General features: G+C 38.4%; 23 protein-coding genes. 11 read left to right on the top strand and 12 right to left on the bottom strand.

Going from position 1 to position 22,950, the window contains the following annotated elements:
* Positions 1 to 2: 2 nt before the first annotated feature.
* From pgl to H5115_RS16950, 6 genes are all read right to left on the bottom strand, one after another.
* Complete coding sequence (gene pgl, locus H5115_RS16975) at positions 3 to 713, bottom strand: 6-phosphogluconolactonase (RefSeq protein WP_182756456.1); 711 nt, start codon at positions 711 to 713, stop codon at positions 3 to 5.
* Between the two features lie 2 nt (positions 714 to 715).
* Positions 716 to 2,188 (bottom strand): glucose-6-phosphate dehydrogenase, encoded by a 1,473-nt coding sequence (gene zwf, locus H5115_RS16970; RefSeq protein ID WP_182756454.1) that lies wholly within the window; start codon positions 2,186 to 2,188, stop codon positions 716 to 718.
* 270 nt (positions 2,189 to 2,458) lie between these two features.
* Positions 2,459 to 4,105 (bottom strand): glucose-6-phosphate isomerase, encoded by a 1,647-nt coding sequence (gene pgi, locus H5115_RS16965; RefSeq protein WP_182756452.1) that lies wholly within the window; start codon positions 4,103 to 4,105, stop codon positions 2,459 to 2,461.
* Between the two features lie 400 nt (positions 4,106 to 4,505).
* The gene (locus H5115_RS16960; RefSeq protein ID WP_182756450.1) at positions 4,506 to 6,761 is read right to left on the bottom strand and encodes an aminotransferase class V-fold PLP-dependent enzyme; all 2,256 of its coding nucleotides are present in this window, start codon (positions 6,759 to 6,761) and stop codon (positions 4,506 to 4,508) included.
* A 135-nt stretch (positions 6,762 to 6,896) separates the two neighbouring features.
* Positions 6,897 to 7,973, bottom strand: coding sequence for an AI-2E family transporter (locus H5115_RS16955; RefSeq protein WP_024606584.1), 1,077 nt, complete (start codon positions 7,971 to 7,973; stop codon positions 6,897 to 6,899).
* Positions 7,966 to 8,184, bottom strand: coding sequence for a sulfurtransferase TusA family protein (locus H5115_RS16950; RefSeq protein ID WP_002961455.1), 219 nt, complete (start codon positions 8,182 to 8,184; stop codon positions 7,966 to 7,968). Before H5115_RS16950 ends, H5115_RS16955 begins: the two co-directional genes overlap by 8 nt.
* Before the next feature lie 145 nt (positions 8,185 to 8,329).
* Between H5115_RS16950 and H5115_RS16945 the strand changes: the two genes are divergently transcribed.
* From H5115_RS16945 to H5115_RS16925, 5 genes are read left to right on the top strand one after another with little or no spacing between them, the layout of a single operon-like run.
* Positions 8,330 to 8,995, top strand: coding sequence for a hypothetical protein (locus tag H5115_RS16945; RefSeq protein ID WP_024597628.1), 666 nt, complete (start codon positions 8,330 to 8,332; stop codon positions 8,993 to 8,995).
* A 1-nt stretch (position 8,996) separates the two neighbouring features.
* Positions 8,997 to 10,454 carry a M48 family metalloprotease gene (locus H5115_RS16940; RefSeq protein ID WP_039487326.1) on the top strand — a complete coding sequence of 486 codons (1,458 nt, stop codon included), beginning with the start codon at positions 8,997 to 8,999 and terminating at the stop codon, positions 10,452 to 10,454.
* 53 nt (positions 10,455 to 10,507) lie between these two features.
* Complete coding sequence (gene arsC, locus H5115_RS16935; RefSeq protein WP_182756449.1) at positions 10,508 to 10,855, top strand: arsenate reductase (glutaredoxin); 348 nt, start codon at positions 10,508 to 10,510, stop codon at positions 10,853 to 10,855.
* Positions 10,855 to 11,409, top strand: a complete 555-nt coding sequence (gene wrbA, locus H5115_RS16930) for an NAD(P)H:quinone oxidoreductase (protein ID WP_002961459.1) — start codon at positions 10,855 to 10,857, stop codon at positions 11,407 to 11,409. Before arsC ends, wrbA begins: the two co-directional genes overlap by 1 nt.
* The gene (locus H5115_RS16925; RefSeq protein WP_182756448.1) at positions 11,406 to 11,849 is read left to right on the top strand and encodes a DUF2069 domain-containing protein; all 444 of its coding nucleotides are present in this window, start codon (positions 11,406 to 11,408) and stop codon (positions 11,847 to 11,849) included. Before wrbA ends, H5115_RS16925 begins: the two co-directional genes overlap by 4 nt.
* Positions 11,850 to 11,927: 78 nt before the next feature.
* Here H5115_RS16925 and H5115_RS16920 read toward each other — a convergent pair whose 3' ends face one another.
* Positions 11,928 to 13,265 carry an ankyrin repeat domain-containing protein gene (locus H5115_RS16920; RefSeq protein ID WP_182756447.1) on the bottom strand — a complete coding sequence of 446 codons (1,338 nt, stop codon included), beginning with the start codon at positions 13,263 to 13,265 and terminating at the stop codon, positions 11,928 to 11,930.
* A gap of 357 nt (positions 13,266 to 13,622) precedes the next feature.
* A complete protein-coding gene (locus H5115_RS16915; protein WP_024595677.1) occupies positions 13,623 to 14,216 on the bottom strand; it encodes a phospholipid-binding protein MlaC in 594 nt (197 codons plus the stop codon).
* Between the two features lie 245 nt (positions 14,217 to 14,461).
* Here H5115_RS16915 and H5115_RS16910 point away from each other — a divergent pair, with 245 nt between their 5' ends.
* Together H5115_RS16910 and H5115_RS16905 are read left to right on the top strand one after the other, a co-directional pair.
* Positions 14,462 to 14,998, top strand: coding sequence for an acyloxyacyl hydrolase (locus H5115_RS16910; RefSeq protein WP_182756446.1), 537 nt, complete (start codon positions 14,462 to 14,464; stop codon positions 14,996 to 14,998).
* Between the two features lie 89 nt (positions 14,999 to 15,087).
* The gene (locus H5115_RS16905) at positions 15,088 to 15,234 is read left to right on the top strand and encodes a DUF2897 family protein (RefSeq protein ID WP_182756445.1); all 147 of its coding nucleotides are present in this window, start codon (positions 15,088 to 15,090) and stop codon (positions 15,232 to 15,234) included.
* Between the two features lie 49 nt (positions 15,235 to 15,283).
* Here the strand turns inward: H5115_RS16905 and H5115_RS16900 are convergent, their stop codons facing one another.
* Together H5115_RS16900 and bamC are read right to left on the bottom strand one after the other, a co-directional pair.
* Complete coding sequence (locus H5115_RS16900; RefSeq protein ID WP_182756444.1) at positions 15,284 to 16,654, bottom strand: YjiH family protein; 1,371 nt, start codon at positions 16,652 to 16,654, stop codon at positions 15,284 to 15,286.
* Between the two features lie 66 nt (positions 16,655 to 16,720).
* Entirely contained in the window at positions 16,721 to 17,782 is a 1,062-nt protein-coding gene (gene bamC, locus H5115_RS16895; protein ID WP_039487313.1) for an outer membrane protein assembly factor BamC, read from the bottom strand.
* A 358-nt stretch (positions 17,783 to 18,140) separates the two neighbouring features.
* Here bamC and H5115_RS16890 point away from each other — a divergent pair, with 358 nt between their 5' ends.
* Complete coding sequence (locus H5115_RS16890) at positions 18,141 to 18,674, top strand: glycine cleavage system protein R (RefSeq protein ID WP_149591933.1); 534 nt, start codon at positions 18,141 to 18,143, stop codon at positions 18,672 to 18,674.
* Between the two features lie 11 nt (positions 18,675 to 18,685).
* Positions 18,686 to 19,165 carry a thioredoxin-dependent thiol peroxidase gene (gene bcp, locus H5115_RS16885; RefSeq protein ID WP_002963124.1) on the top strand — a complete coding sequence of 160 codons (480 nt, stop codon included), beginning with the start codon at positions 18,686 to 18,688 and terminating at the stop codon, positions 19,163 to 19,165.
* 219 nt (positions 19,166 to 19,384) lie between these two features.
* On the opposite strand, the gene H5115_RS16880 is transcribed toward bcp, so the two are convergent.
* On the bottom strand, positions 19,385 to 19,894 hold the full coding sequence (locus H5115_RS16880; protein ID WP_182756443.1) for a hypothetical protein: 510 nt from the start codon (positions 19,892 to 19,894) through the stop codon (positions 19,385 to 19,387).
* A gap of 224 nt (positions 19,895 to 20,118) precedes the next feature.
* Positions 20,119 to 21,228, bottom strand: coding sequence for a DUF3800 domain-containing protein (locus tag H5115_RS16875; protein WP_182756442.1), 1,110 nt, complete (start codon positions 21,226 to 21,228; stop codon positions 20,119 to 20,121).
* A gap of 270 nt (positions 21,229 to 21,498) precedes the next feature.
* On the opposite strand from H5115_RS16875, the gene H5115_RS16870 reads away from it, so the two are divergent.
* Positions 21,499 to 22,020, top strand: coding sequence for a hypothetical protein (locus H5115_RS16870; RefSeq protein WP_182756441.1), 522 nt, complete (start codon positions 21,499 to 21,501; stop codon positions 22,018 to 22,020).
* Positions 22,014 to 22,568, top strand: a complete 555-nt coding sequence (locus H5115_RS16865; RefSeq protein ID WP_182756439.1) for a hypothetical protein — start codon at positions 22,014 to 22,016, stop codon at positions 22,566 to 22,568. The genes H5115_RS16870 and H5115_RS16865 overlap by 7 nt, the downstream gene beginning before the upstream one ends.
* The last annotated feature ends 382 nt before the right edge of the window (positions 22,569 to 22,950 follow it).

Here is a 22,950-nt window from a genome sequence, read left to right as displayed (position 1 = left end):
AATTAAGGTGCCCAATATACTTCAATATTTATACTTGGATGGTTAAGCACAGCGCGTAGTGGCATGTCATTCACATCGCCGCCCGCTTTTGCTTGCTTATAAACAGCGAGTTTTTCTTCGCCGCTAATTAAAAGCTTAACCACTTTAGATTGCGCAATGGCATTTAACGTAAGCGTCATTCGCTCAGTAATACTACCCGTCACATCACTTTGTATCGCATTAATTGCACATACTGTTTGCTCAGTTGTTAAACCATGCTCTAAACCGTCTGCATTTGGGAATAACGACGCTGTATGGCCATCTGGACCCATACCTAAAATAGTTACATCATATGGGCTTTTTAGCTCGCTATAAGCCGCTTCACACTCTTGTGCGCCCTGTTGAGCCGTTGCTGCAGCGTTCTTCATAGTAATAAAGTTGGCAGCACTACCATGATTTTGTAATAAAGTACTTTTAATAAATGCTTCATTACTTTTTTCATGGCTTGGGTCTACCCAACGCTCATCAACCATAGCAACATCAACATGTTGCCAATCTAAATCAAGCGTTGATAAATGCTTATAAGCGGGCGCAGGAGACGAGCCGCCCGACACCATTAATACAGCACGGCCATCGTTTTTAATACCATCACGTAATGATTGCTCAAGCGTTGCAGAAAGCTCAGCTGATAACGCGTCTTTATCATCAAAAAACTTCTCAACTAGTGTTGCCATGCTTATACCTTATCGCCTGTGTTAAACCATACATGATTGTTTTCTGCCAATAATTCATCAGCATCATCAGGTCCCCAGCTACCAGCACGGTAAAGCGCAGGCTTGCCTTTGTCTTGCCAACGATCGATGATTGGATCAATCCACTTCCACGCTTGACGAACTTCATCACGGTGAATAAATAACGACGGGTTATCAGCAGCGGCATCAAGCATTAAACGCTTGTACGCATCTGAGTGGAAACCATTGCTGTAAGCTTGTGAAAGCTCGATATTCATTGTTACTGGCTCAAGTTGCATTTGAAGATTATCAAGGCGCTTAGACATAAGCGTTAGTTGAATTGTTTCCTCTGGCTGCAAACGAATAACAAGACGATTTGGCTCGATATTACCCACGTTATCTTCGTAGATATTGTGAGATACTTTTTTGTATTCAACCACAATTTCTGCACAGCGCTTAGCCATACGTTTACCCGTACGAAGGTAAAATGGAACACCTGCCCAGCGCCAGTTATCAATATGCGCGCGAATAGCTACAAACGTTTCTGTTTTACTAGAACCTTCATTTAGCTCTTCTAAGTAACCCGGTACAATTTTACCGCTTAAGTCACCTGGTACGTATTGACCACGAACAATATTTTCATCAACATCACCATCTACAAGCGGGCGAAGTGCTTCTAATACTTTTAGTTTTTCGTTACGAATGCTGTTAGCGTTAAGCTTATTAGGCGACTCCATTGCAACTAAGCAAAGTAGTTGTAATAAGTGGTTTTGAACCATGTCACGAAGTGCACCGGCTTTATCATAAAAACCAGCGCGGCTTTCAAGGCCAACCGTTTCTGATAAGCTAATTTGAATATTATCAATAGATTTAGCATCCCACATATTTTCAAACAATGAGTTTGAAAAACGCAGCGCCATTAAGTTTTGTACTGTTTCTTTACCTAAGTAATGGTCAATACGGAAAATTTGTTCTTCATTAAAAAACTCTGCAATTTTTCCATTAATTGCTTCAGCAGAATCACCGCAATAACCAATTGGCTTTTCAACAACAACGCGTGATGTAGGTGTAATTAAACCTTTAGTCGATAATATTTCACAACATGTGCCGTAAACAGCAGGCGGAAGCGATAAGTAAAACACGCGAGACTTAGTGCTTTCGTGCTCATCTAAAATGCCTTTTAGCACATCCCAGTTGTCGTCTGCTTCTGTAACATTACTTACCACTGGCACTAAAAAAGTAGAAAACGCTTTCCAATCTTTAGCGTTAAACTCACCTTTGCTTAAAAATTCTTGTAATGCTTTATGCGCTGTTTCTATGTATTCAGCACGTTTCGATTCTTCGCGCACTGTTGGTAGGATACGTGAGCCTTCAGGTAAATTACCTTCTTGATATGCTCTGTACATTGCAGGTAGCAATTTGCGTAACGCAAGATCACCACCGCCCCCAAAAATTATAATATCAAAAGGATTAAGCATAGTTACTCTCTACGTTGTGATACCCAGTACATTTTAATAAATGCGCGGGTATGCCTATTTATTACTAGATTAGATGGCTTTTATAGCTGTATTTAAATAAAAGCCTGCTGAATTGTTCTGTATCGATGATTTATTATTATTGTTTATCATTGCGCTTATTAAATGAGCCTTAGGGGCCCTGTATTTCCTCTCACAAAAATACAGACCCTAAGCACTCCAGCGCTACCCGTTCAAAGGTACTCGGTTTACTTACTTGCGTAAGCGAATTTTTTACTGCGTACGGTTTTGTTTATAGTACGCCATTAAGCCGTTTGTAGAACTATCATGAGCGTGTTTCACGCTATCATCAGTGAGTTCACTCTCAATTTTAGATGCTAAACCTTTACCCAGCTCTACACCCCATTGGTCAAACGAACATATTTCTAAAATAATGCCTTGGCAAAATATCTTATGCTCATACAGTGCAATTAAACGGCCCACTGTTTTAGCATCTACTGTATCTAATAGCATAGACGTTGTAGGACGATTGCCTTGATGAATTTTATGATTTAATAACTCATCAATCTCTGCTTGCGATTTACCCTTAGCGGTGAAATCAGCTGTAACTTGCGCTGCATCTACACCACTCATCATCGCTTCTGTTTGTGCAAAAAAGTTCGATAATAAAATATCGTGATGCTTATCAACATTCACTTGTGGCTTAACTGATGCAATAAAATCTGCAGGTACAATTACATTACCTTGGTGTAAACACTGATAAAAGGCATGCTGGCCATTAATACCCGTCATGCCCCAAATAATTGGAACCGTAGTATAAGGTACCGTTTCGCCTGCAAAGTTAACGTGTTTACCGTTACTTTCCATTTCGCCTTGCTGTAAATACGCAGGCAACATATGCAGTGCTTGATCGTACGGTAATATAGCTTGCGCTGTATAACCTAAAAAGCTCGTATTCCATACACTAAGCAATGCCATAATTAATGGTATATTTTGCTCAAACGGCGCAGATTTAAAGTGCTCGTCTATTTCAAACGCACCTTCTAAAATTGCTTCAAAGGCGTCGTAGCCTAAATATAAAGCAATTGGTAAGCCTATCGCACTCCAAAGTGAAAAGCGACCACCAACCCAATCCCACATAGTGAATACGTTTTCGTCGCTGATACCAAAGGCTGCCGTTTTTTCTAAATTTGTACTTACTGCAACAAAATGCTTTGCAATTGTACTTTCATCTTTTGTTGTTTGTAAAAACCAGTCAACCGCGGTTTTTGCGTTTGTCATGGTTTCTGACGTAGTAAATGTTTTTGACGAAATAACAAATAATGTCGTTTCAGGGTCAATGGCTTTTAATATAGACGAAATCTGTACACCGTCAGCATTAGATACGTAGTGAACATTTAACGTATCATCAGCAAGTGCTTTTAATGCCTCAGTTGCCATTTGTGGGCCAAGGTTAGAACCACCAACACCAATACTTACAACATCTTTTACCGCTTTGCCGGTATAGCCTAACCATTTACCGCTACGAACTTTTTCTACAAACACTTTAATTTTAGCTAATTCGTTGTCTACGGCTTGTGTCACGTTTTCCCCATCAACAATTAATGGAGTGTGAGCACGATTACGAAGTGCCGTATGCAAAACTGAGCGGTCCTCAGTGATATTTATTTTTTCACCGCTAAACATTTTATCGCGCCACGATGCAATATCGCATTCTTTAGCAAGCGACATTAAGTTAGCAAAAACATCGTTATCAATAAGTTGCTTAGAATAGTCGAATAATACGCCTGGTACTTGAGTCGAAAACTGAGAAAAGCGCGTGTCATCTTGTGCAAATAACGTTTTTAGATGTGTTTGTTTCATCTTAGCTGCACTTTGTTCTAGTGCTTGCCAACTTGCTAGTTGCGTTCGGTTAGACATGGAAATATCCTCTATTTTTTTCAATCAATTGATTTAAAAATGTTTTTTATAAAAGCAAAACTCTTAATACTACTTATTCACACTAAATTAAAGCGCAAATAGTATAACTAAAAATGCAAAAAAAGTGCTGTGTTTATAATTTTATGTGCAGATGATAACGCAATTTTTAGCTTTTGACACCGGTATCATAAAAATTTTATAAATTAATTTACCTGTAATTTTAAAGGCAACAGCATAGCTTAATCAATCAAAATGAAATATTAATGAATTTTTATAAGCGCTGCTAATTACTTTTCATAGTTATTCACTAATTACTGTAATTGTTTGCCTTGCAAACAAATAAACCTTAAAAACAAAAAATCGGCTATAAAGCCGATTTTGTATAAATTACAATCTTTGCTTAATTACTAAGCGCTAGCCCACCACTTAGATTATAAACCGTTTTGTATCCTAGCTGCATTAAATTGCTCGCAGCAACCTTTGAGCGGTTACCACTGCGGCATAATAAAATATAGTTGTTATTTTTACTTAACTGCCCTTCAAATACCGCATTTGCCATTCTGCTAAGCGGTATATTTAATGTTTTTTCATCAAGTGTATTAAATAACTGAGCAACATTATTTGCTCCATGTTCATACGGCTCCCGAGTATCTATTAAATATGCATCGCTGCTGTTTAACATTACTTTAGCGTCATCAAAATTTAATTGCTGTGTATCAATCTCAGGCAATGCATTTACATAACCACACAATTGCGTGTTATTTACTTGCTTTGAAGCGTCGTACTGCTGCTTTTGTATAGTAAATTCATCAACTGAAATACTGCCGCTTACTAACGCATTGAGTAATGGCGTTTGGTTTTGTTGTACAGCCCAGTTCATGGCAAAACATTGTTGGTAGTCGTGCCCTGAGCAAATAATGCTGGTGCTATTAAGTTGCTCGCTTATTGCTAAAATAGAGCGTGCCATTGCTTTTGCATCCCCACCTATAAGCGATGTATTGCCAAGCCCTGCAGGCAAAATTAAATCACCACAAAAACAATAACGCGTTTCGCCATTACTATTTTTTAATAAATAACTTACGCTATCTTTGCTGTGCCCAGGTGTCGCTACTTTTTCAAGTACGTCATTTGCTAAGCTAATACTTTCTGCATTTAGTGGCCAACCTAAAGCATCAACTTCACCTTTTACAACTCTTGATGCAAGAACACTGGTTAATAAATGAGTCGCTGACTCTCGCTCTTGATGCAGATGTGTATTAAGCACCGCTGATATAGTTAAGTTTTGTGTATTGGCTATTTTTTCAAAGCGCGGAATAAGCTCAACAATCGGGTCTATTATAACTGCGTGCTTATCATCGCTTACATAAAGCCAACTACATGCTCCTTGGTGCCTAAACTGAGTAAGGCCAAGTGCGCACACTTCTTGTTGTGGTGTAGTGCTATCAGATACAATTAAACAGTTAGCCTGTAGTATTGCTTTAAGAGCGCGAATCCGCACACAAGCATCATCAATATCGTGTTGTGTTGCTGCAGGTCCAAACGATAGCCTAATCGCGTTTTCGCTTTGCCACTTACTTGCACCCATTGCATCTAAAACAAAACTTGTAGATGCACCCGTACTACAAGCCGAACCACCACTTACGCGAATGCCCGCAGCATCAAATAAATCAATCACTTCTTTGCTCGTTAAATCGTTTACCGCAAAGTTAAGTGTGGTAGGTACGCTATAAGCAAAATCATGATTAAATGTAATATCGCCAAAGGTGTCTTTTATCGCGCTTTGTAACTGGCTTCGATAAGAGTTAAGTATGCTAATTGGTTTAAATGTATCGTCTGATTTATCAAGCAACATACTAAATAGTTTATTTAACCCTGCAATACCGGGTAGATTTTCGGTGCCTGAACGCATTCCACTTTCTTGACCGCCACCCGCTATAAAAGGTGTGTACGCACTGCCACTACGAATATATAAAAAGCCAATACCTTTAGGTGCGTAAAGCTTATGCCCCGAAAAAGGAGCGTAATCAATAGTTGTATTACTCAGTGCGAGCGCTTGTTTACCGAGTGCCTGCACGCAATCCACCATCCACGATACATTTTTGTTACGGCTACGAATTACCTGCTCTATAGCGGGTAAATCTTGATATACACCGGTTTCGTTATTAACGGCCATGGTGCAAATCATCAAAGCGTTATTAATATGCTCTGCGATAAAATCTAAATCTAAAATACCGTTACTATCAACCGGAATAGCAAGCACCTCAGCATTAACGTCAAGTACGCTATTCCAGTGCTTGAGTGTATTTGGCACCGCTTTATGCTCAGTAGCGCCATATAATAATACAGGGTTTTTAATAGACTGCTTTTTAGCATTAATTAATGTAGAAACCACCGCAGTTTGAATACCCTCCGTTGCACCAGAGGTAAATAGGATATCGCCATTAGTTGCGCCAATAACCGTGCGTGCCTTTTGACGTGTTTGTTCTAATAAATGCTTGGCTTGAATACCTGTGATGTGCGGGCTTGAAGGATTACCAAAACATATTTGCATGGTATGAGAAACAACATCAGCAATACAAGGCAACACAGGGGTCGTTGCATTTGCATCAAGGTAAACTTGTTTTACTGGCTCATCGTGCAATAAAAACTCAGACATTAAAAAACGCACCTTATTACTAAAAAATATATCTTATTACCAATAGTACATAAATTTACAGGTAATGAGTAATAATCAATTAGCACTAGAGGTGCGTTTACTATGCTTTTTTAAACTAAAAGTCTGTTTGCTTAACTATTCACTGAGCTCTTTGCTGATCTCTTCGTGCGTTGACGACCAAGCTGTTATTAGCGCTTTTACTAATGAGGCCAGTGGGATGGCAAAAAATACGCCCCAAAACCCCCATAAACCACCAAAAAATAATACCGCGACAATTATAAATACCGGATTTAAATCAACTGCCTCAGAAAACAACAGCGGTACAAGTACATTGCCATCAAGCGCCTGAATAATTCCATAAATAATTAAAATGGTCCAAAACTGCGTTTCTAATCCAAACTGAAACAGTGCAACTGCCGCTACCGGAATAGTGACGAGTGCCGCGCCAATAAATGGAATTAATACCGAAAAGCCAACAAGCACACCAAGTAAAGCTGCATAGCGCAAATCTAAAACAGTAAATGCAATGAAAGACACACCACCAACAATTAAAATTTCGAATACTTTACCGCGAATGTAATTCATAATTTGTTGGTTCATTTCGTTCCACACTTGTAAAATCAAGCGTCGTTGCTGCGGGATCAGTTTAGCTATACTGCCTGTCAGCTCCAGCTTATCTTTAAGCATAAAAAACACCAGTAACGGCACAAGTACCAAATATATAAGCCAAGCAACAACATCTTTTAAAGACGTAAGTGAAAACGATAACACCGCTTGACCAAACTCAATAATTTTAGCTTCTACGGTTGCAACAATAGCTTGTACTTGTTCTATATTAATTAAACTTGGGTATTGTTCAGGTAAAGCCATTAAATAAGACTTCCCCTGCTCTAGCATATGCGGTGTTTCTTGCACTAAGTTACTGGTTTGCTTCCAAAGCACTGGGCCAATAACTAAAATAAGAGTGAGCATAATGCTAATAAATATCAACATTACAATAATTGTTGCAGTAAAACGTTTTAAGCCAACACGCTCTAAATGAACAACCGGCCAATCTAGTAAATAAGCGATAACCAGTGCAACAAGCACAGGAACAATTAACGCGCCAAAAAAGTAAAGTAAGGCAACTGATACCAATAATAAAAATAATAAGGTAGACGAATGAGGATCCGAGAACTTCCTTTCGTACCATGTTTTTACGTATTCAAACATGTAATGGCTCCACTAATAACAACCCACGTTGTTTATCAAAATTGTAACTATAAGCATTTTTTTGCAAAAAACGTTCAATGTCGTTCGCACTTTCACCTTTATTAAGACTAAAAGTGATGCGTTGTTTTGATGACTGTGCACTTCGAAGCGCAAGCTTAAACTGCACAAATTGCTGAGGACACTTAAACTCTTTTAAATCGCGCTCTACCATAACTACTTTATCCGTATAGTAAATGAATAATAAGTCGCATATTTACGGTCTACGTATTTATATACTCAAACCGTTGTAACTTTTTGTTAAAACAATTCCTGCAATAGTTTATCCTTATAACATAACTAGCAGTAAGGATAAGTTAATGCCTGGCACGCATAATAAAGCGCAACTACCAAGTAATCCAACACTCAAAGAGATTAATTGGTTTAAAAAACAGATTAATTGGGGCGAACTACCTCCTTTTTATCACCTTGTTGCCTCATCAATAAGCGAATCAGAAGGAATTTTAGATCATGGGTTCGACAATGCAGTTAAACAACTTTTAGATAAACGCAATTGGAACTTAGATTTACTAGAAGGCTATGAAGATAACTTAGGTGAAATACATACCAAACATAAGCCACGTATTGCGCTGCACCAAGTATTTACCGACAGAGGCTTTGAGCTATGGGCACAGCCTTATGCTAAAGATGTTATTGTTGATCAATACATAAAAAACAATCGCTTTATGGAATTTAGAGTGTGGGACCCACATTCAATGAAAAACTTGATCAGAATAAGTCAGTTACATAAGTTTATTGGCTTTTATTTCGAACGAGGCGACAAAGCAGATAAAGCCATTATTTTACATGCTCACAAGGTAGTACATAAAATTATTACTTTTTTGCAGCGAGAATTGAACGTTGTAAAGCTTGATGGAGTCACAATAAAAGAACTATACCAATTGTGCGAAAAAGACAGCCGTGCAAGCAGTGACGAAATAGACATAGCCAAAATTGCAATTGGCGAACAAATTAACAAGGAATAAAATGCAGCTAAAATCAGCATTTATCACTTTATGCAGTGCTGCGCTTACGTTTAGCTTATTAATAAGCGAACCTTTAAAAGCGCAAACCAACTTTACGCTTCCTGATTTAGGAACTTCTGCATTACAAGCACTGCCACTCGAAAAAGAACAAGCCATTGGCGAAGTAATGATGATGCAAATACGAGGCTCATCACCAGTAATAAATGACCCAGTGCTTGATGAATACCTCACAACTATTGGCCGTAAACTCGTTGCTAATGCTAATGACGTGCGCTTTCCGTTTTCGTTTTTTTGGATAAACAACTCAGAAATAAATGCCTTCGCCTTTTATGGCGGCCATGTAGGCGTGCATACAGGGTTAATAGCTCAAGCCGATAACGAGAGTCAGTTTGCCTCAGTGCTTGGTCACGAAATTGCTCACGTAACACAGCGCCACTTAGCACGAAGAATACAACAACAACAAGATAACAGCGCGCTGACTATTGCCGGTATGATAGCCGGAATATTAGCAACCGTTGTTGCACCAGATGCGGGTATTGCCATTATATCTGCCAGCCAAACACAATCTGCTTTTAGTCAATTAACGCATAGTCGCTCAGCCGAGCAAGAAGCTGACCGCATAGGCATGCAAACGCTTAACAATGCAGGCTTTGATGCTCGTGCATCGAGCGAATTTTTAACTAAACTTGCCGCGCAAATTCGTTATAAATATAAACCACCTGCGTTTTTACTTACTCACCCATTACCAGAGAGCCGAGTATCAGATGTGCGTTTGCGTGCAGAGCAATTTCCTGTGCGTCATATGAGTGCCAGTCTTGAGTTTAATTTAGCTAAAAGCCGCGTGCTTGCGCGCTACGACAACAAACCAGAAAACGCCGAAGACCTATTTAGAAAACGACTTCGCGAAAATAGCTACGATAACACCGCTTTAAAGTACGGTTTAGCTATTAGCTTACTTGATCAAAAAAAGCTTGATGAAGCAGCCCCAATACTAGATGAGCTTTTAAAAAACGATCCTAAAAACCTATTTTATATAGATACCCATACCGATTTACTCATCGCGCAAAAAAAGGCAGATGAAGCCGTAAAATTTTTAGCTGATTTAAATCAGTATCGCCCTAATAATCAGGTAATTACGCTCAACTATGCCAACGCAGCACTTGAAGCTGAGCAATATGAACTAGCCGAAAATATTTTGAAGAGTTTTTTACTCGAAAAGCCAGATCATAACCTAGGCAAGCAACTTCTTGCTGATGCGTATAAAAAACAAGATAAATTAGCCTCATATCACGAAGCGAACGCCGATGTATTGGCTCAATACGGTGCTTATTTAAAAGCCGCAGACGAAGTACAAAAAGCACTTAACTTCGTAGAGCCAACCGAACTTGTAAAGCAACAACGTTTAAAAGCACTACTTACCCAGTATCGACTTTTACAAAAAGAGCTTGCAAGACTTTAAGTCTGCAAGCGCTTACCCTAAAATAGACGCAATTCACACTTTGGAATCATTTTATGTCTGTTACTATTTACCACAACCCACGTTGTTCTAAATCACGCGAAACACTAGCGCTACTGCAAAGTAAAGCGATAGAGCCAAGTGTTGTAGAGTATTTAAAAACCCCTCTTACTCACGAGCAAATTTCAACGCTTGTAATCCAACTTGGTTTTTCATCCGTACGTGAAATGATGCGCACAAAAGAAGATGACTACAAAGCGCTTAATTTGAAAGATGAAACAAATGAGGATGCACTTATTAATTCTATGGTTAAATACCCAAAATTGATTGAACGCCCTATCGTAGTTAGTAACAATAAAGCAGCGATTGGTCGTCCACCAGAAAACGTACTAAGCGTTTTATAATGAGTGCAACCATAGTGGTGCTTTATCACTCAAGCCATGGCTCAGTTGAAGCAATGGCTCACGAGATAGCAGAGTCGATAGAGCAACAAGGTGCTAGTGCACTACTTCGCACCTTTGTGGCTAAAAATGCGCACGATATTGTGATCACCAAAGATGATTTAATAAATTGCGATGGTTTAGCATTTGGTACACCAACTCGATTTGGCATGATGGCCTCTCAAGCAAAAAGCTTTTGGGAAACCACCAGCGACTTGTGGTTAAAAGGCCAATTAATCGATAAGCCAGCGTGTGTATTTTCGTCATCAAGTAGTATGCATGGTGGAAATGAAGCAACCTTACTTAACTTATCTTTGCCACTATTACACCACGGCATGATGCTTATGGGCGTGCCGTACGATGTACCCGAACTACTTGCAACACAAACCGGTGGAACACCATACGGTGCAACACACGTCGCTGGCAGCGCTAACAGTGCACAGCTAAGCAAAGACGAAATTAAAATATGCCAAAGCGTTGGTAAACGCCTTACTCACATTGCGAGAAAACTTAAATGACTACAGCTGACAGTCCAGCTAAAAAGCCGATTACGGTAAAATTTCAACGTGCAGCACTATTTGGCTATGTTGGTTTACTTATTCTTATTCCTTTGTGGATGTATTTTGTCCCCCCTCTAGACGGTAATACTAGTTGGGTGTCATTGTTTTTTCCTATCATTCCTTTACTGCTGCCGCTAAGAGGCATAATTCAAGACAACACATATACCTATGCGTGGGCTAACTTTATTGTAATGCTTTACTTTATCCACGGGCTTACTATGCTGTGGGCCGCTCCTGATGAATTAATTTGGGTGTTGTTAGAGCTGGTATTTGCATCATCTATGTTTATTGGCTGTACTTACTACGCAAGACACCGCGGACAAGAACAAGGTTTAAAAATCCGTAAGCTTAAAGAAGAATTAGCTGAAGAAAAAGCAGCAAATGAGCAGGGTAAATAAGGCTTAACCATAAACGCTATATACAAAAAAACGCGCTTAAATTGCTTTAAGCGCGTTTTTTTAACTGTTTAAAACTAGCTAAACTAAGTCGCTCAAGGCAGCTAGCACCACAATACTCGCCAACCCTATTTGAGCAATTAAGCTAATAAACGAAAAGCCTCTAAGCACAAATAAACCCCAAGGGTGTTTAATATGTGGATATAGCGCACAGCGCTTTAATGTGGTCGCAAAGAAAAAACAAATCACCGCAGTCATAGTTAAACCCAGCGTCAGCTCACTTTTAATTGAGAGGGTTTCATCAAAAAAGAAAAACAACTGTAAAGGCAGCAATATAGTCACAATAGCATGTAGCACATGCACTTTTTTAATGCGATCGAACTGCCCTTCTGGCGAAAGTTCTTTAATACCAAAGTCACGCTCTAAACATTTAACTAAGTTATTAGCTTTAATACTCACCGCTAAACGGTAACAGCTTAAACCTTCTTTATTACGTGCTCTAAAATCGTATCCGGCTTTAATAAGCAGCACCATTAACGACTCATTTTTAGCAAACACAGCATAATGAAGCGCAGTATTACCTAAGTTATCTGTCGCTTTTTTGTCTTGCTTTGCAAGTAGTGTTTCAACCACATTTACAAAGCCTTTTTCGGCCGCCCACATAAAGGCTGTTTTATTGTTTTCATCAGCAAGTACACCAGTAGCGCCTTGCTCAATAAAACGCATTGCCATTGTTTGCTTAGCTGTTTTTTTACGTAAATGAGTAAGCAAAGCTTTTTCTAAGAGAACAACAGAGTCAACATCAGGAGAAACCTGCGTCAGCAGCGTAAAATAGTCTTTACCCGCTGCCACTTTTTCGCTGGCAAGTTCACAAAGAGTACCTAAATCAGCAATAGACTCTGGTATAAACGCACTTAGGCGCTCTCTAAAATCAACTTCTTTCCAAAGCGCTAATGTGTCCTTTGCCGAGAGTTTACTTTTATTATTTAACGCATGCTCAATTAAGGTGAAGTAGCGTTTACTAAAAAATAAATCAACTAAAGACAGTGGCGTATCTATGGTATTTTGTGCAGCCACGCTTGCGTATTTTTCAAGGCGCTGGCACAGCATAAGCACTAAGCTTTCAGGGGTGTATTCATTATCGTAGTAATGGCTTTTAACCGCACTAATATACGCTTGTGCGTCTTCGTCATATTCAGAGATATGTTGAAAGTAACATTCTTCAAATGGCTCCAGCGGGGTTAGCCATGCCAAATAATAAATAGGTGGCAGCACGGTGGTGCATACACCATCGTCTTCATTTGTAGAACGACAAGCAGGCCAAGCTTCCAAAGCATCTAAAATAAAGGCACCGTTTTGTTCTACCAGTCCTTTAATAAGTAATGGGTATTCCTTTGGCCAAATCAGTACATTTTCCATTAAAACAACACAACTCCAGTGTGGCTTGGGGGTGGTAAGTTATATCAGTTTTAAGCTGACACCACGCTTAATCAAAGTGCCGATATTCTAGCACACCTTTGTTTTGCTGCTAGCGCAAAATTACGCAATAACAACAATCCTTTAGGATTATAACAATTCGCTTAATTAAGTGATTTATTTTGAGGTAGAAAACCGTGTGATAGCAAGGCAAAAATTTCGTTATTTAGTTGTTCTAAATGATTAAGTATTACTGTGGATTGGTATTGTACTTAGCAAAAATATAAAAACGGCCAAGTACATAAGTAATTGGCCGTTTTTGAGGTTGGAGTTGGGCTTAATCAGAGCCAGACAAATAGTCTATTTACTTTTTAACTCGCTAATAACTTGCTCTAAACCCACATCAGAAATGCGTTGAATAATCTCTTTTTGTTTAGCACTTAATAGTGAAATGCCTTCAGCAACAATATCGTATACTTTCCACTCATTGTTTTTACCTAAACGAAGCTTAAAGCTTAAGTCGATAGTAGGCGCATTTGGCTCAATAATTTGCGTATTAACTGTTGCGTACTCAGAGTCACTTTTTGCGTTATTACGCTCAAATACTACTTTTTGACCCGTGTACTTCATTAGTGCACCGGCGTATGTGCCTGTTAAGTAATGCTCTACTGCATCTATAAATTGAACAGCTTGCTCGCGCTCAATACCTTTAATGTGTTTACCTAATAATTTAAACGACACAAACTTAACGTCAATATGTGGCATTAAACGTTTTTCAACAATGGCAGCCATCGCGTCTTTGCTGGCTGTACCTTTTGAGTTTACTTGACCAATATCTGCAAAAAGCTTGTCGGCTACCGATTCAAGTAACTGATCTGGTGATTGCTGAGCTTGTGCAAATAACGAACTGCTAAAAAAAGCAGTGGCTAAAACGAATAGTTTAAAGAGTTTCATAATTGTATATGTCTGTGTGATTAAGATGGCTGTAATTTACGCGAACTATACGCAATAAAAAAGGCACAAATAAGCAACTTATTAATGCCCAATTAGCACCAATCAAATAAATAAAATAAATTCAAGCAGTTAGAAAACTCCATTAACAGCTCATATACAACCGGCATTTTGTCCTCATTGTAATTGTTAACAGGCCGCCCTTATCATTTAGTTATCAACTTAAATCAAACAAACATTTGGCACCTATGAAAACGTCACTTAAAACACTTATTATCTCTTTTGTATTAGTAGTTTCACTTTTTGGCAAGCTTGCTTTTGCTCAATCGGACCACGGTTATGCCGTTGACTTTCTCAAAGGCGAAGGTAACGTAAACGGCGTTAAGCTTGCGTATCAGTATCATGCACCTGGTATGCAAAACCTTATTGGTGATGCACGCTTTTACTTTGAAACCAGCGTAAACATGTGGGAATACCGCCACGGCGATGAAACACAATCAAACCTAGTACTTGCTATGTCACCTGTACTACAATTTCCTGCTTTTAGTTTTAACAACACCCCATTTTATGTAGAAGCAGGGATTGGTCTATCACTGATTGATGAAACGCAGTTTGCCGGTAAAAACATAAGTACTCACTACCAGTTTGAAGACCGCATAGGCCTTGTAGCCGATTTTGGCCACACCAATGTTGCCCTTCGCGTTATTCACTATTCAAACGCAGGCTTTAAAGAGCCAAACCCTGGGCTTAACTTTTTAACGCTTTCGGTAGCGAGACGTTTTTAACGTTATTGATCGTATTTTTGAGTAATTTAATTGCTGTTATAGCGCAAAGCGGTCACACTTAAACGTACTAAAGATAAGGTGATACTGCGATGCAAACTTGGCAAATTGTAATTATTGTCGCTGTTGTTCTTGCCATTATCATTGGTAATATTGCGCTGATTAGACTCTCTGCAAAACAGGAGTTTATAAAGCCCAACGCCAATATAAAAAATACAACAGACACAAAAAAGCCCTGATCAATCAGGGCTTTTCAATAATACCAATTCGCTAAATATTTTTGCTAATTTAGCCTACTAGCCAATGCGCCATTAGCGCAATAACCGGTAAAGTAATTAGCGTTCGCAAAATAAATATAATAAATAGCTCTAAAATATTTACCGGTATTTTACTGCCAAGTAAAAGTGCACCTACCTCAGACATATAAATAAGCTGAGTTACACTCATTGCGGCAATAATAAAGCGCGTTACATCACTTTCAATAGTCCCTGCTGCTAATATTGACGGAATAAACATATCAGCAAAACCAACCATAATAGTTTGCGACGCTGCGGCTGCTTCGGGTACTTGCAATAGCTCTAAAAATGGCACAAACGGCATACCTAAATACTGAAATATAGGCGTATGCTCAGCAATGATCAGTGCAAATGTGCCTACCGCCATTACTACAGGTAACACACCAAACACCATATCAAGCGCGTTATGTACGCCCTCTTTTATAGTGCCTTTAACACCCGTTGAATTATCTGCTTTAGCTAGTGCAACATCTAACGAATGGCCAAATAAAGTTTTATGACCCGGAATTGTTTCTGCGTCTCTATCTGGCTCAGTGCCATCAATGAGTAAGTCTTTTTTAAAGCGCAGTGGCGGTAATCGCGGCACAATAATAGCGGCAACAATACCGGCTAAACATACCGTTGCGTAAAACGGTGCAAATAGGTATTCAAGTTTAACTTGCCCAAGCACCACTAAACTAAATGTAATTGAAACCGCTGAAAACGTAGTACCAATAATAGCCGCTTCACGTTGTGTATAATGCTTTTGATCGTACTGCCTTGCAGTCATCAAAATACCTACACTGCCATCACCTAACCACGATGCAGTACAGTCAACCGCGCTTCTACCTGGTACACCAAATACAGGGCGCATTACTTTGGTCATTAACGTACCAGCAAGCTCTAATAGACCAAAGTTAATTAATAGCGGCAGTAATAAGCCCGCTAAAATAAATACCGAAAACAACACAGGCAATAAGTCATTTAATACCAGCGCGCCAGTATTGGCCGAGGTAATCATCTCGCTGCCTAGGCTTAAGTACGTCATTAAACCAAACGCCATACCAAATAAGCGTACCACCAGCCATGTCCTGCTCACGTCAAATAAATGCTTTAACAAAGGTGAGTTACATATAGCGGCGGGTTTAAACACTTTAGTAATTACAGAAATAACCCCTGTAATACAAATAATGAGGGTAATAATTGCTTGAGCAGAGCCAAGCATCATTGCTTGAACCGCTTTTGCCATAACGGCAATAGGAATGGTCATCCCTTGCGAAGTACTAATGGGTGTCATAAATAAAAACACACCAATTAACGAAGGAACCAAAAAAGTAAACCAAGTGCGCCACGTATAGTGTGAACGTTCAGGTAGCTGAGACATATTGTTTAACCTATAAAAACCACAAAAAGAGCATAGCGCTCTTTTTGTGGTAAAACTTATTATTATTTAAATTTTAATGCCGCGCTGAATGAGTGCTGCTTCTAATGCTTGTTGTAAACCATTCATAGTACCTGGCTCAAGCGTTTCGCCTTTATCATCCATCCACGTTAAGCTAGTACCGCCTTCTTTAGTTTTACTTACTAAAATTTGGTATTGGCCTTCATCAATAGGTAGTTGAGCTACGTCATCACCCCAAATTGAATCCCAAACGCTTGTTTCTGGTTTAGTATAATCTGCAGTAATTAAGCCCGTATCTGGGTTAATTTCAACAATAGAGAACGACAAGCGCTCTAAAAACCCAGAGAAACGGTCAAACACAGCGTCGTAAGATTGCTCAGTTACAAGTGCTGCATTACCTTTATTATCAAAGCCCATTTCAAGAGAAATAATACCTTGGCGTTTACGCATATCAACTTCAAGTTGACGGTAACGGTAATCAAACTCGCTTACTACTTGGTTAAGCGCACGTACTTCTAGCTGCTGCTTGAGTAAGTCTGTTAGCGTTTTATCACCTTTAAAATCAATCAGCTCTACACGTAAAGACGCAGTGCGTTGATGTGATTTTTCTTCAATAGTGAATCTAAACTTTTCTAAATCATCGTTAACTTCATCGCCCCACCACCAAAAACCTTCTTCGGTTTTAATGATTGAGTACCAATCAGTTTCAATAATACCAAGTAGCTTATCTTCTTTAGTTGTGCCCGCGTTATTATCAGCTAGGACAGATTTAATCGTATCCCAAAGAAACTCATCTAAATCAGCAATGCCATCATTTTTATCAAAATAAATACGCGCTTGTTTATCTGTCTCTTCTACCCAACTGCCTTTAGCAATTGTTAATACTTGTGCCGGTGGGCGGTAATTTGTAGCTTCAGGATTATTGTCGTATTGACCTACATCCATTTTATAAACTGGGTCTTGAGCTGGTTGAGATAACGACGCTGGTGCTTTTACAGGCTCATGCGTACGATAGTTACGTTCGTCATGTGCCTTATTAATAAATACACTACACCCTGATAAACTTACCAATACACTTACTGCAAGTGCTTTTGGGATCCAATACTGCACAGATATTTCTCCTTAGCATACCCTTTAATTGTTTTAACAAATATATGAGTGGGTAATACCGATTTGGTTCAGTGTAAAATCAATATTAACTTTACATTTATTATTTGGCTGCCTAAATGCAATAAAGTTCAGCACTTCAACTTAGTAAGCAACTAAGCGCAAATAAGCAAATTTTAGCTATGGTACTTTCCCGTGCCAGTAAAAACAAGAAACACCGCACTTTAAAAGCGCTTAATTAGCGTGTGCTGTAGTTTAGAGCCCTTTTTGTGTTAAACTTCGCCGCCGTGCAACTTCTCGTGTGTATTTTTGGTGTTGCCAACTCGGTTGATATAATCCAAGTAACAAGGTATTTGAACTCATGACTGCATTTTCAAATCATCAAATTGTTTTAACAGCGATTGGCGAAGACAGACCCGGTATAGTAAGTGAACTAACCCAACTGGTTAGCGATTGCCACTGCAACATTATTGACAGCCGTATTGCTATTTTAGGCTGCGAATTTACCTTCATAATGCTACTTAGCGGCGACATGTCGGCAATAAGCCGCATAGAGCACGTACTGCCCACTAAAGCCATGGAACTTGGCCTGCTAACCATGATGAAGCGTACAGCAAGTCATACTCCTGAGGAGTTTTGTGCAGGTTACACACTAGAATACACAGGCATAGACACCCCTGGTACATTGAGCAAAGTAACGCGCTTTTTTGCCGACAATAATATTAGTATTTGCTCACTTAAGTCAGACACTTATTCCCAAGAAGACAACATAAAGATGCGTTGTGAACTTGAATTCAACATACCTGTTGATGTAGATATAGATCAATTTAAAATTAGTTTTGAGAGCCTTTCTCACACACTAAACGTAGATTATATTTTTAAACGAATTCGTTAAGGATGCTAAACATGAACACAATTAGTCCATTACAAGCTGGCGATACTGCACCCGCTTTTAGCCTACAAAACCAAAACGACGAAACAGTAACATTAAGCGAGCTGTTAAAAGAGCAACAAGTGCTTGTGTACTTTTACCCTAAAGCGTCAACGCCGGGTTGTACTGTACAAGCCGAAAACCTACGCGATGAGCAAGCACAGCTTGCTAAATTTAACACCCGCGTTGTAGGTATTAGCCCAGATCCAATTAAGCGCCTTAAAAACTTTGAAACTAAAAAAGAGCTTAATTTTGACCTATTAGCCGACGAAGACCACGCCATTGCTGAAGCATTTGGTGTATGGGGCTACAAAAAATTTATGGGTAAAGAGTACGATGGTATTCACCGCTTAACGTTTTTAGTAGGCCAAGACGGTAAAATTAAACACCTATTTGATAAGTTTAAAACCAAAGATCACCATCAAGTAGTGTTGGACTATCTCGCAGCAGAATAAGTTAGCTGCAGAATAAGCTAGCGGCACAGTAAGTTAACTACCAGCTATTAGACAAATACAGAAAAGCGTTGCTCAAGGGCAACGCTTTTTTTATGCTAGTTATTAAGAATTTTTGTTAAGTGAAAGCATGATCGAGGGAGGGATAAATAGGCAGTCAATAATTTTGATGTATGAAGTCAAGATTTGACCCCTTTGGTTTACAAGCATTTGATTAGCTTTTTAATCAAATTGAGCGGTTTTAATTAATAATTTATCAACCATGCCTAATGTTCTCCTTATTCTTTGAATATCTGAAATATTCGATTTACCCAGACTATTATCTATTAACGGATTATTTTCAGCATTTTTTATAGCTTTTTGATATTTTTTATATTCCTCAAAAAAATAACTACCTAATAGTATAATTTCACCTTCATATGCCGATAAAAAATCGTTTAAACGATAGACCTCTTTAATCAAATAAAGATAATCACATGCTAATTTACTCTCTTCATCATCTGTGAGGTTACAAAAGTCAGAATTTTCAAAGCCTATGGCGAAATAATCAATTTCCTTTTTATACTTTAAAAATTGTGGGTATATTTTTGATACAAATACAGCCCTTATCTTCGCTTGCTCTGAATACTTCCATGTATTTAACGCTTTGTATGCAATCAGCACTGCTATTATAGAGCTAAGAGTGGAAAATATTTTAATAAATTGCTCTTCAGATAATGAATGTCTACCCAAAATATAGCCTAACCCTATTAATAAAACACAGGTTATCAATACGATAAGATCTTTATTTAAAACCTTAATTATGTAATACAAGGATATGTCCTGTTTTCTAAAATACCTTTAAGGAATTAATAGTTTGAGCTAGCGAGCTAAAAGAGCACATCTAAAACCAACCTATTCTTGAGATTAACTTTTATATAAAGCTTTCAATAGTAAAAACCTAGGGTGTTGCTCCGTCACAGAATATCTAAGATTGAAGTGCAATCACCTAGACTTTCGAAATTTGTATCTTGATAATTCATGCCAAAAGCCTCGAGCATTCTATTTGCAAATTTATCCTTAGGCCCATCACTTGGTGAGTTTAAAACTCGATTTACGCTACTAGTAAAAAGATCTGCTATTTGCATAAAAATCAGCTCTCTAGAATCTACTGCACGGAAGGTATCTAAGTAAAGTTCGTGCTCATATTTAGCGCCAGAGTGTGTCGCTAACCTCTCTTTTAAACTCGCTAGCATTAGCTTATCTGGTCCTTCACTTTCTAAGTCTTTACTAAAAGATAAACTACGCGGAAGAGGAGCCCTATCTGTGGAGTTCTCATGTTCAACCCCCAAGCAAAGTAGATTAAAAAATAGCTGTTCTAGAGCTTGAACATTATGCTTTATACCAGAACGGCTAACATAAAGAGCTTTAAAGCTAAATGTTGTCGCGTGCTCAACTAAAAGGTCGACTAATTGAAGGTGAATTTCTAAATTTCCTTTATTAATGTTTTTAAAATGAAACTCACTTGAAATCGCGTTCTTTGTCCTAAAGTTAGTTATAGTATCAACAAGACTCCTAGTACCAATGCCATTTAAAATCCAAAAACTTCCAACAACTAAATAAGTCTGAGTTTTACCACTTTCATCTGCATAAACATTATATGATTTTGAAGGTTTTTCTCTAGATACAGCTGCGTTTCTTTGGTCATCATCAAGTTTCCCCCGATGTTTCCTAACATCTTCAGATGCAAGAAATAATTTATGATCATTTTGTATTACGGCCCGACTTCGAGCTAAGCTGGGTAGCCTTGTTGCTTTTTTATAATTATCTAAATCAATATAACTGCCACCAAGTAAGTCTGCCTCAAATACTTTCCAGTATTCAATTTGTAAAACAACATCAGAGTTACGTGTTTCAGGCTTATGGTTCAAAAGCCACGCAACTCTTTGCTCTAAAGTATTAAGGTTACAGTTATTTATATCATTAAGTAAAAGCTCTTTTTTTATCGCTAGCTTGGCTTCTTTTTCTTGAAGTTTGATTTCTTCTTCAGTGAGTTCTTCATTGAGAATATTCAGAGAGGTTTCCATGATTCATCCTTAAATATATTTGGTCATCCATGATCGACAATTTTATACTGACTAATCTACAGTAATGATTTCAAATTAAAAAGTCACTCAATATCTCAATAACTTCATTCCCGTCATCATGTGACAAACCCAAAAAAGATCTTGCTGGTATGACGGCTAAGCGGGGGATCATATGAGCCACAGGAGCCACAGGGGTCAAATCTTGACTTCATACATCATAATTAATTAGCTGTTTATATTCGCCGAAACTTAAATAAGTTACTGTGTCGGATGGCACTTCACTTATCCGACCTACGCTTTCAAATATATAATGCGGGGTTATTGGGTGTGGGTAAAGAGGCTTTGAAACAAGGAGCTAAAAGTGGTTTTTATATTTCAGTATTTTTTTCTGTGACTCTAAATAGCATTAGTTGGCTTTTTGAAGAGGATTATCGTTGGACAAACTGGTTGGCTACAACGAGTACCGATATCGTTAAAGCTGTTTTAGGAGCCATAGGAGGCATTCTCTTTGGCTTATTAATTGCTGTAGTAGCAATAAGTGCTGGTATTATTGTGGGAGTTGGTATTAGTATCTTATTAAATCAAGCAGATATAAAACTTAAAATTACCGAATCATTAATAAAATATTTAGAACAAAGAGAAAAAGAATTTATGAGAAGAGCTTCAATAAATATCGGAGAAGAGCTTCGTAGAGTCTATTTAGTTACTACTGAATCAATAGTGAAATCCGTTAAGATTAAAGTAAAAAAAGAGTTGAATGGTTTTATAAATGAGTTAGTTAACCCATGGTAAAAAGTTTAAAACAACGATTTAGTAATATCGACGCTACTTTTTTAATTGCGTTAGTTATCGCAATAGCCCTTACTATTTTAGCTACATGGTTTATGGCGTCTTATGTACTCAATGAAATAATACAAGGGCTACTATATCCATACAGTGGTTACCCTGTAATTGTCTCATCGAGTGTTGATATTCTTATTTTTTCTGCTTGGGCTGTAATGTGTTTAGCTGTGTTAATAGGTATTTCTGATGTTTTATTTGACTTAACAGAGAAACCTTTTTTTAACAGTTTAAAAAAGAAATTAGGGTTAGCTGTTGGTGTAATGCTAGTAGTTACAATAGTAACGCTTATTGCGAATTATGTTACTTGGCAAATTGCTGCTCGCGCTAATGGTTATACCCAATGCGCTAGTGGCAGTAAGCTTTTAGTTGGAAGCAAAACGTCTTCAGTGTGGAGTAAAGAAGAGTATTTATGCTACGACTACAATGTAGATAGACTTTTACCTACAGGAACTCATGAGCAAGTGCTTGAGGTAGCTGAGTACCTAAATAGAGATTAAATTAAAGGCGTGCGACCCTTCCTAAACTTTAATCAAAAACTACTTATATGTGGCGGTATCCAACTTTGTTTGTGTCTGATGTCGATCCGCTTATCCGACCTACGTTTTCAAATATATAATGCGGGGTTATAGGGTGTGGGTATTGGCCGTGGATATGGAGGTTCGTTGGGTTTCGCTACGCTCTACCCAACCTTGTATCTCTTCTTGATGAGTGTTTAGCTAGCACTTGTCACATCGGGAAGACAGTGAGCTCGTACCTGTAGTGGCATAGTTAATTTGGCCACCCATTAAGAAAGAAATGTTATGCTAATAAGCATACAAATTTGGGTGAAAAAATGACGAAATTAACACGCGCAACGTATTCTGCTGCAATCAAATTAGA

This window comes from Pseudoalteromonas sp. SR44-2 (assembly GCF_014163745.1).
Lineage (GTDB): Bacteria > Pseudomonadota > Gammaproteobacteria > Enterobacterales > Alteromonadaceae > Pseudoalteromonas > Pseudoalteromonas distincta.
This window is presented reverse-complemented; position numbering and strand designations above follow the sequence as displayed.

Bases quoted from the DNA above. Each gene is read 5' to 3' on its own strand.
- pgl (WP_182756456.1), bottom strand. From the start codon at position 713: ATGGCAACACTAGTTGAGAAGTTTTTTGATGATAAAGACGCGTTATCA.
- zwf (WP_182756454.1), bottom strand. From the start codon at position 2,188: ATGCTTAATCCTTTTGATATTATAATTTTTGGGGGCGGTGGTGATCTT.
- pgi (WP_182756452.1), bottom strand. From the start codon at position 4,105: ATGTCTAACCGAACGCAACTAGCAAGTTGGCAAGCACTAGAACAAAGT.
- H5115_RS16960 (WP_182756450.1), bottom strand. From the start codon at position 6,761: ATGTCTGAGTTTTTATTGCACGATGAGCCAGTAAAACAAGTTTACCTT.
- H5115_RS16955 (WP_024606584.1), bottom strand. From the start codon at position 7,973: ATGTTTGAATACGTAAAAACATGGTACGAAAGGAAGTTCTCGGATCCT.
- H5115_RS16950 (WP_002961455.1), bottom strand. From the start codon at position 8,184: ATGGTAGAGCGCGATTTAAAAGAGTTTAAGTGTCCTCAGCAATTTGTG.
- H5115_RS16945 (WP_024597628.1), top strand. From the start codon at position 8,330: ATGCCTGGCACGCATAATAAAGCGCAACTACCAAGTAATCCAACACTC.
- H5115_RS16940 (WP_039487326.1), top strand. From the start codon at position 8,997: ATGCAGCTAAAATCAGCATTTATCACTTTATGCAGTGCTGCGCTTACG.
- arsC (WP_182756449.1), top strand. From the start codon at position 10,508: ATGTCTGTTACTATTTACCACAACCCACGTTGTTCTAAATCACGCGAA.
- wrbA (WP_002961459.1), top strand. From the start codon at position 10,855: ATGAGTGCAACCATAGTGGTGCTTTATCACTCAAGCCATGGCTCAGTT.
- H5115_RS16925 (WP_182756448.1), top strand. From the start codon at position 11,406: ATGACTACAGCTGACAGTCCAGCTAAAAAGCCGATTACGGTAAAATTT.
- H5115_RS16920 (WP_182756447.1), bottom strand. From the start codon at position 13,265: ATGGAAAATGTACTGATTTGGCCAAAGGAATACCCATTACTTATTAAA.
- H5115_RS16915 (WP_024595677.1), bottom strand. From the start codon at position 14,216: ATGAAACTCTTTAAACTATTCGTTTTAGCCACTGCTTTTTTTAGCAGT.
- H5115_RS16910 (WP_182756446.1), top strand. From the start codon at position 14,462: ATGAAAACGTCACTTAAAACACTTATTATCTCTTTTGTATTAGTAGTT.
- H5115_RS16905 (WP_182756445.1), top strand. From the start codon at position 15,088: ATGCAAACTTGGCAAATTGTAATTATTGTCGCTGTTGTTCTTGCCATT.
- H5115_RS16900 (WP_182756444.1), bottom strand. From the start codon at position 16,654: ATGTCTCAGCTACCTGAACGTTCACACTATACGTGGCGCACTTGGTTT.
- H5115_RS16890 (WP_149591933.1), top strand. From the start codon at position 18,141: ATGACTGCATTTTCAAATCATCAAATTGTTTTAACAGCGATTGGCGAA.
- bcp (WP_002963124.1), top strand. From the start codon at position 18,686: ATGAACACAATTAGTCCATTACAAGCTGGCGATACTGCACCCGCTTTT.
- H5115_RS16875 (WP_182756442.1), bottom strand. From the start codon at position 21,228: ATGGAAACCTCTCTGAATATTCTCAATGAAGAACTCACTGAAGAAGAA.
- H5115_RS16870 (WP_182756441.1), top strand. From the start codon at position 21,499: ATGGCACTTCACTTATCCGACCTACGCTTTCAAATATATAATGCGGGG.
- H5115_RS16865 (WP_182756439.1), top strand. From the start codon at position 22,014: ATGGTAAAAAGTTTAAAACAACGATTTAGTAATATCGACGCTACTTTT.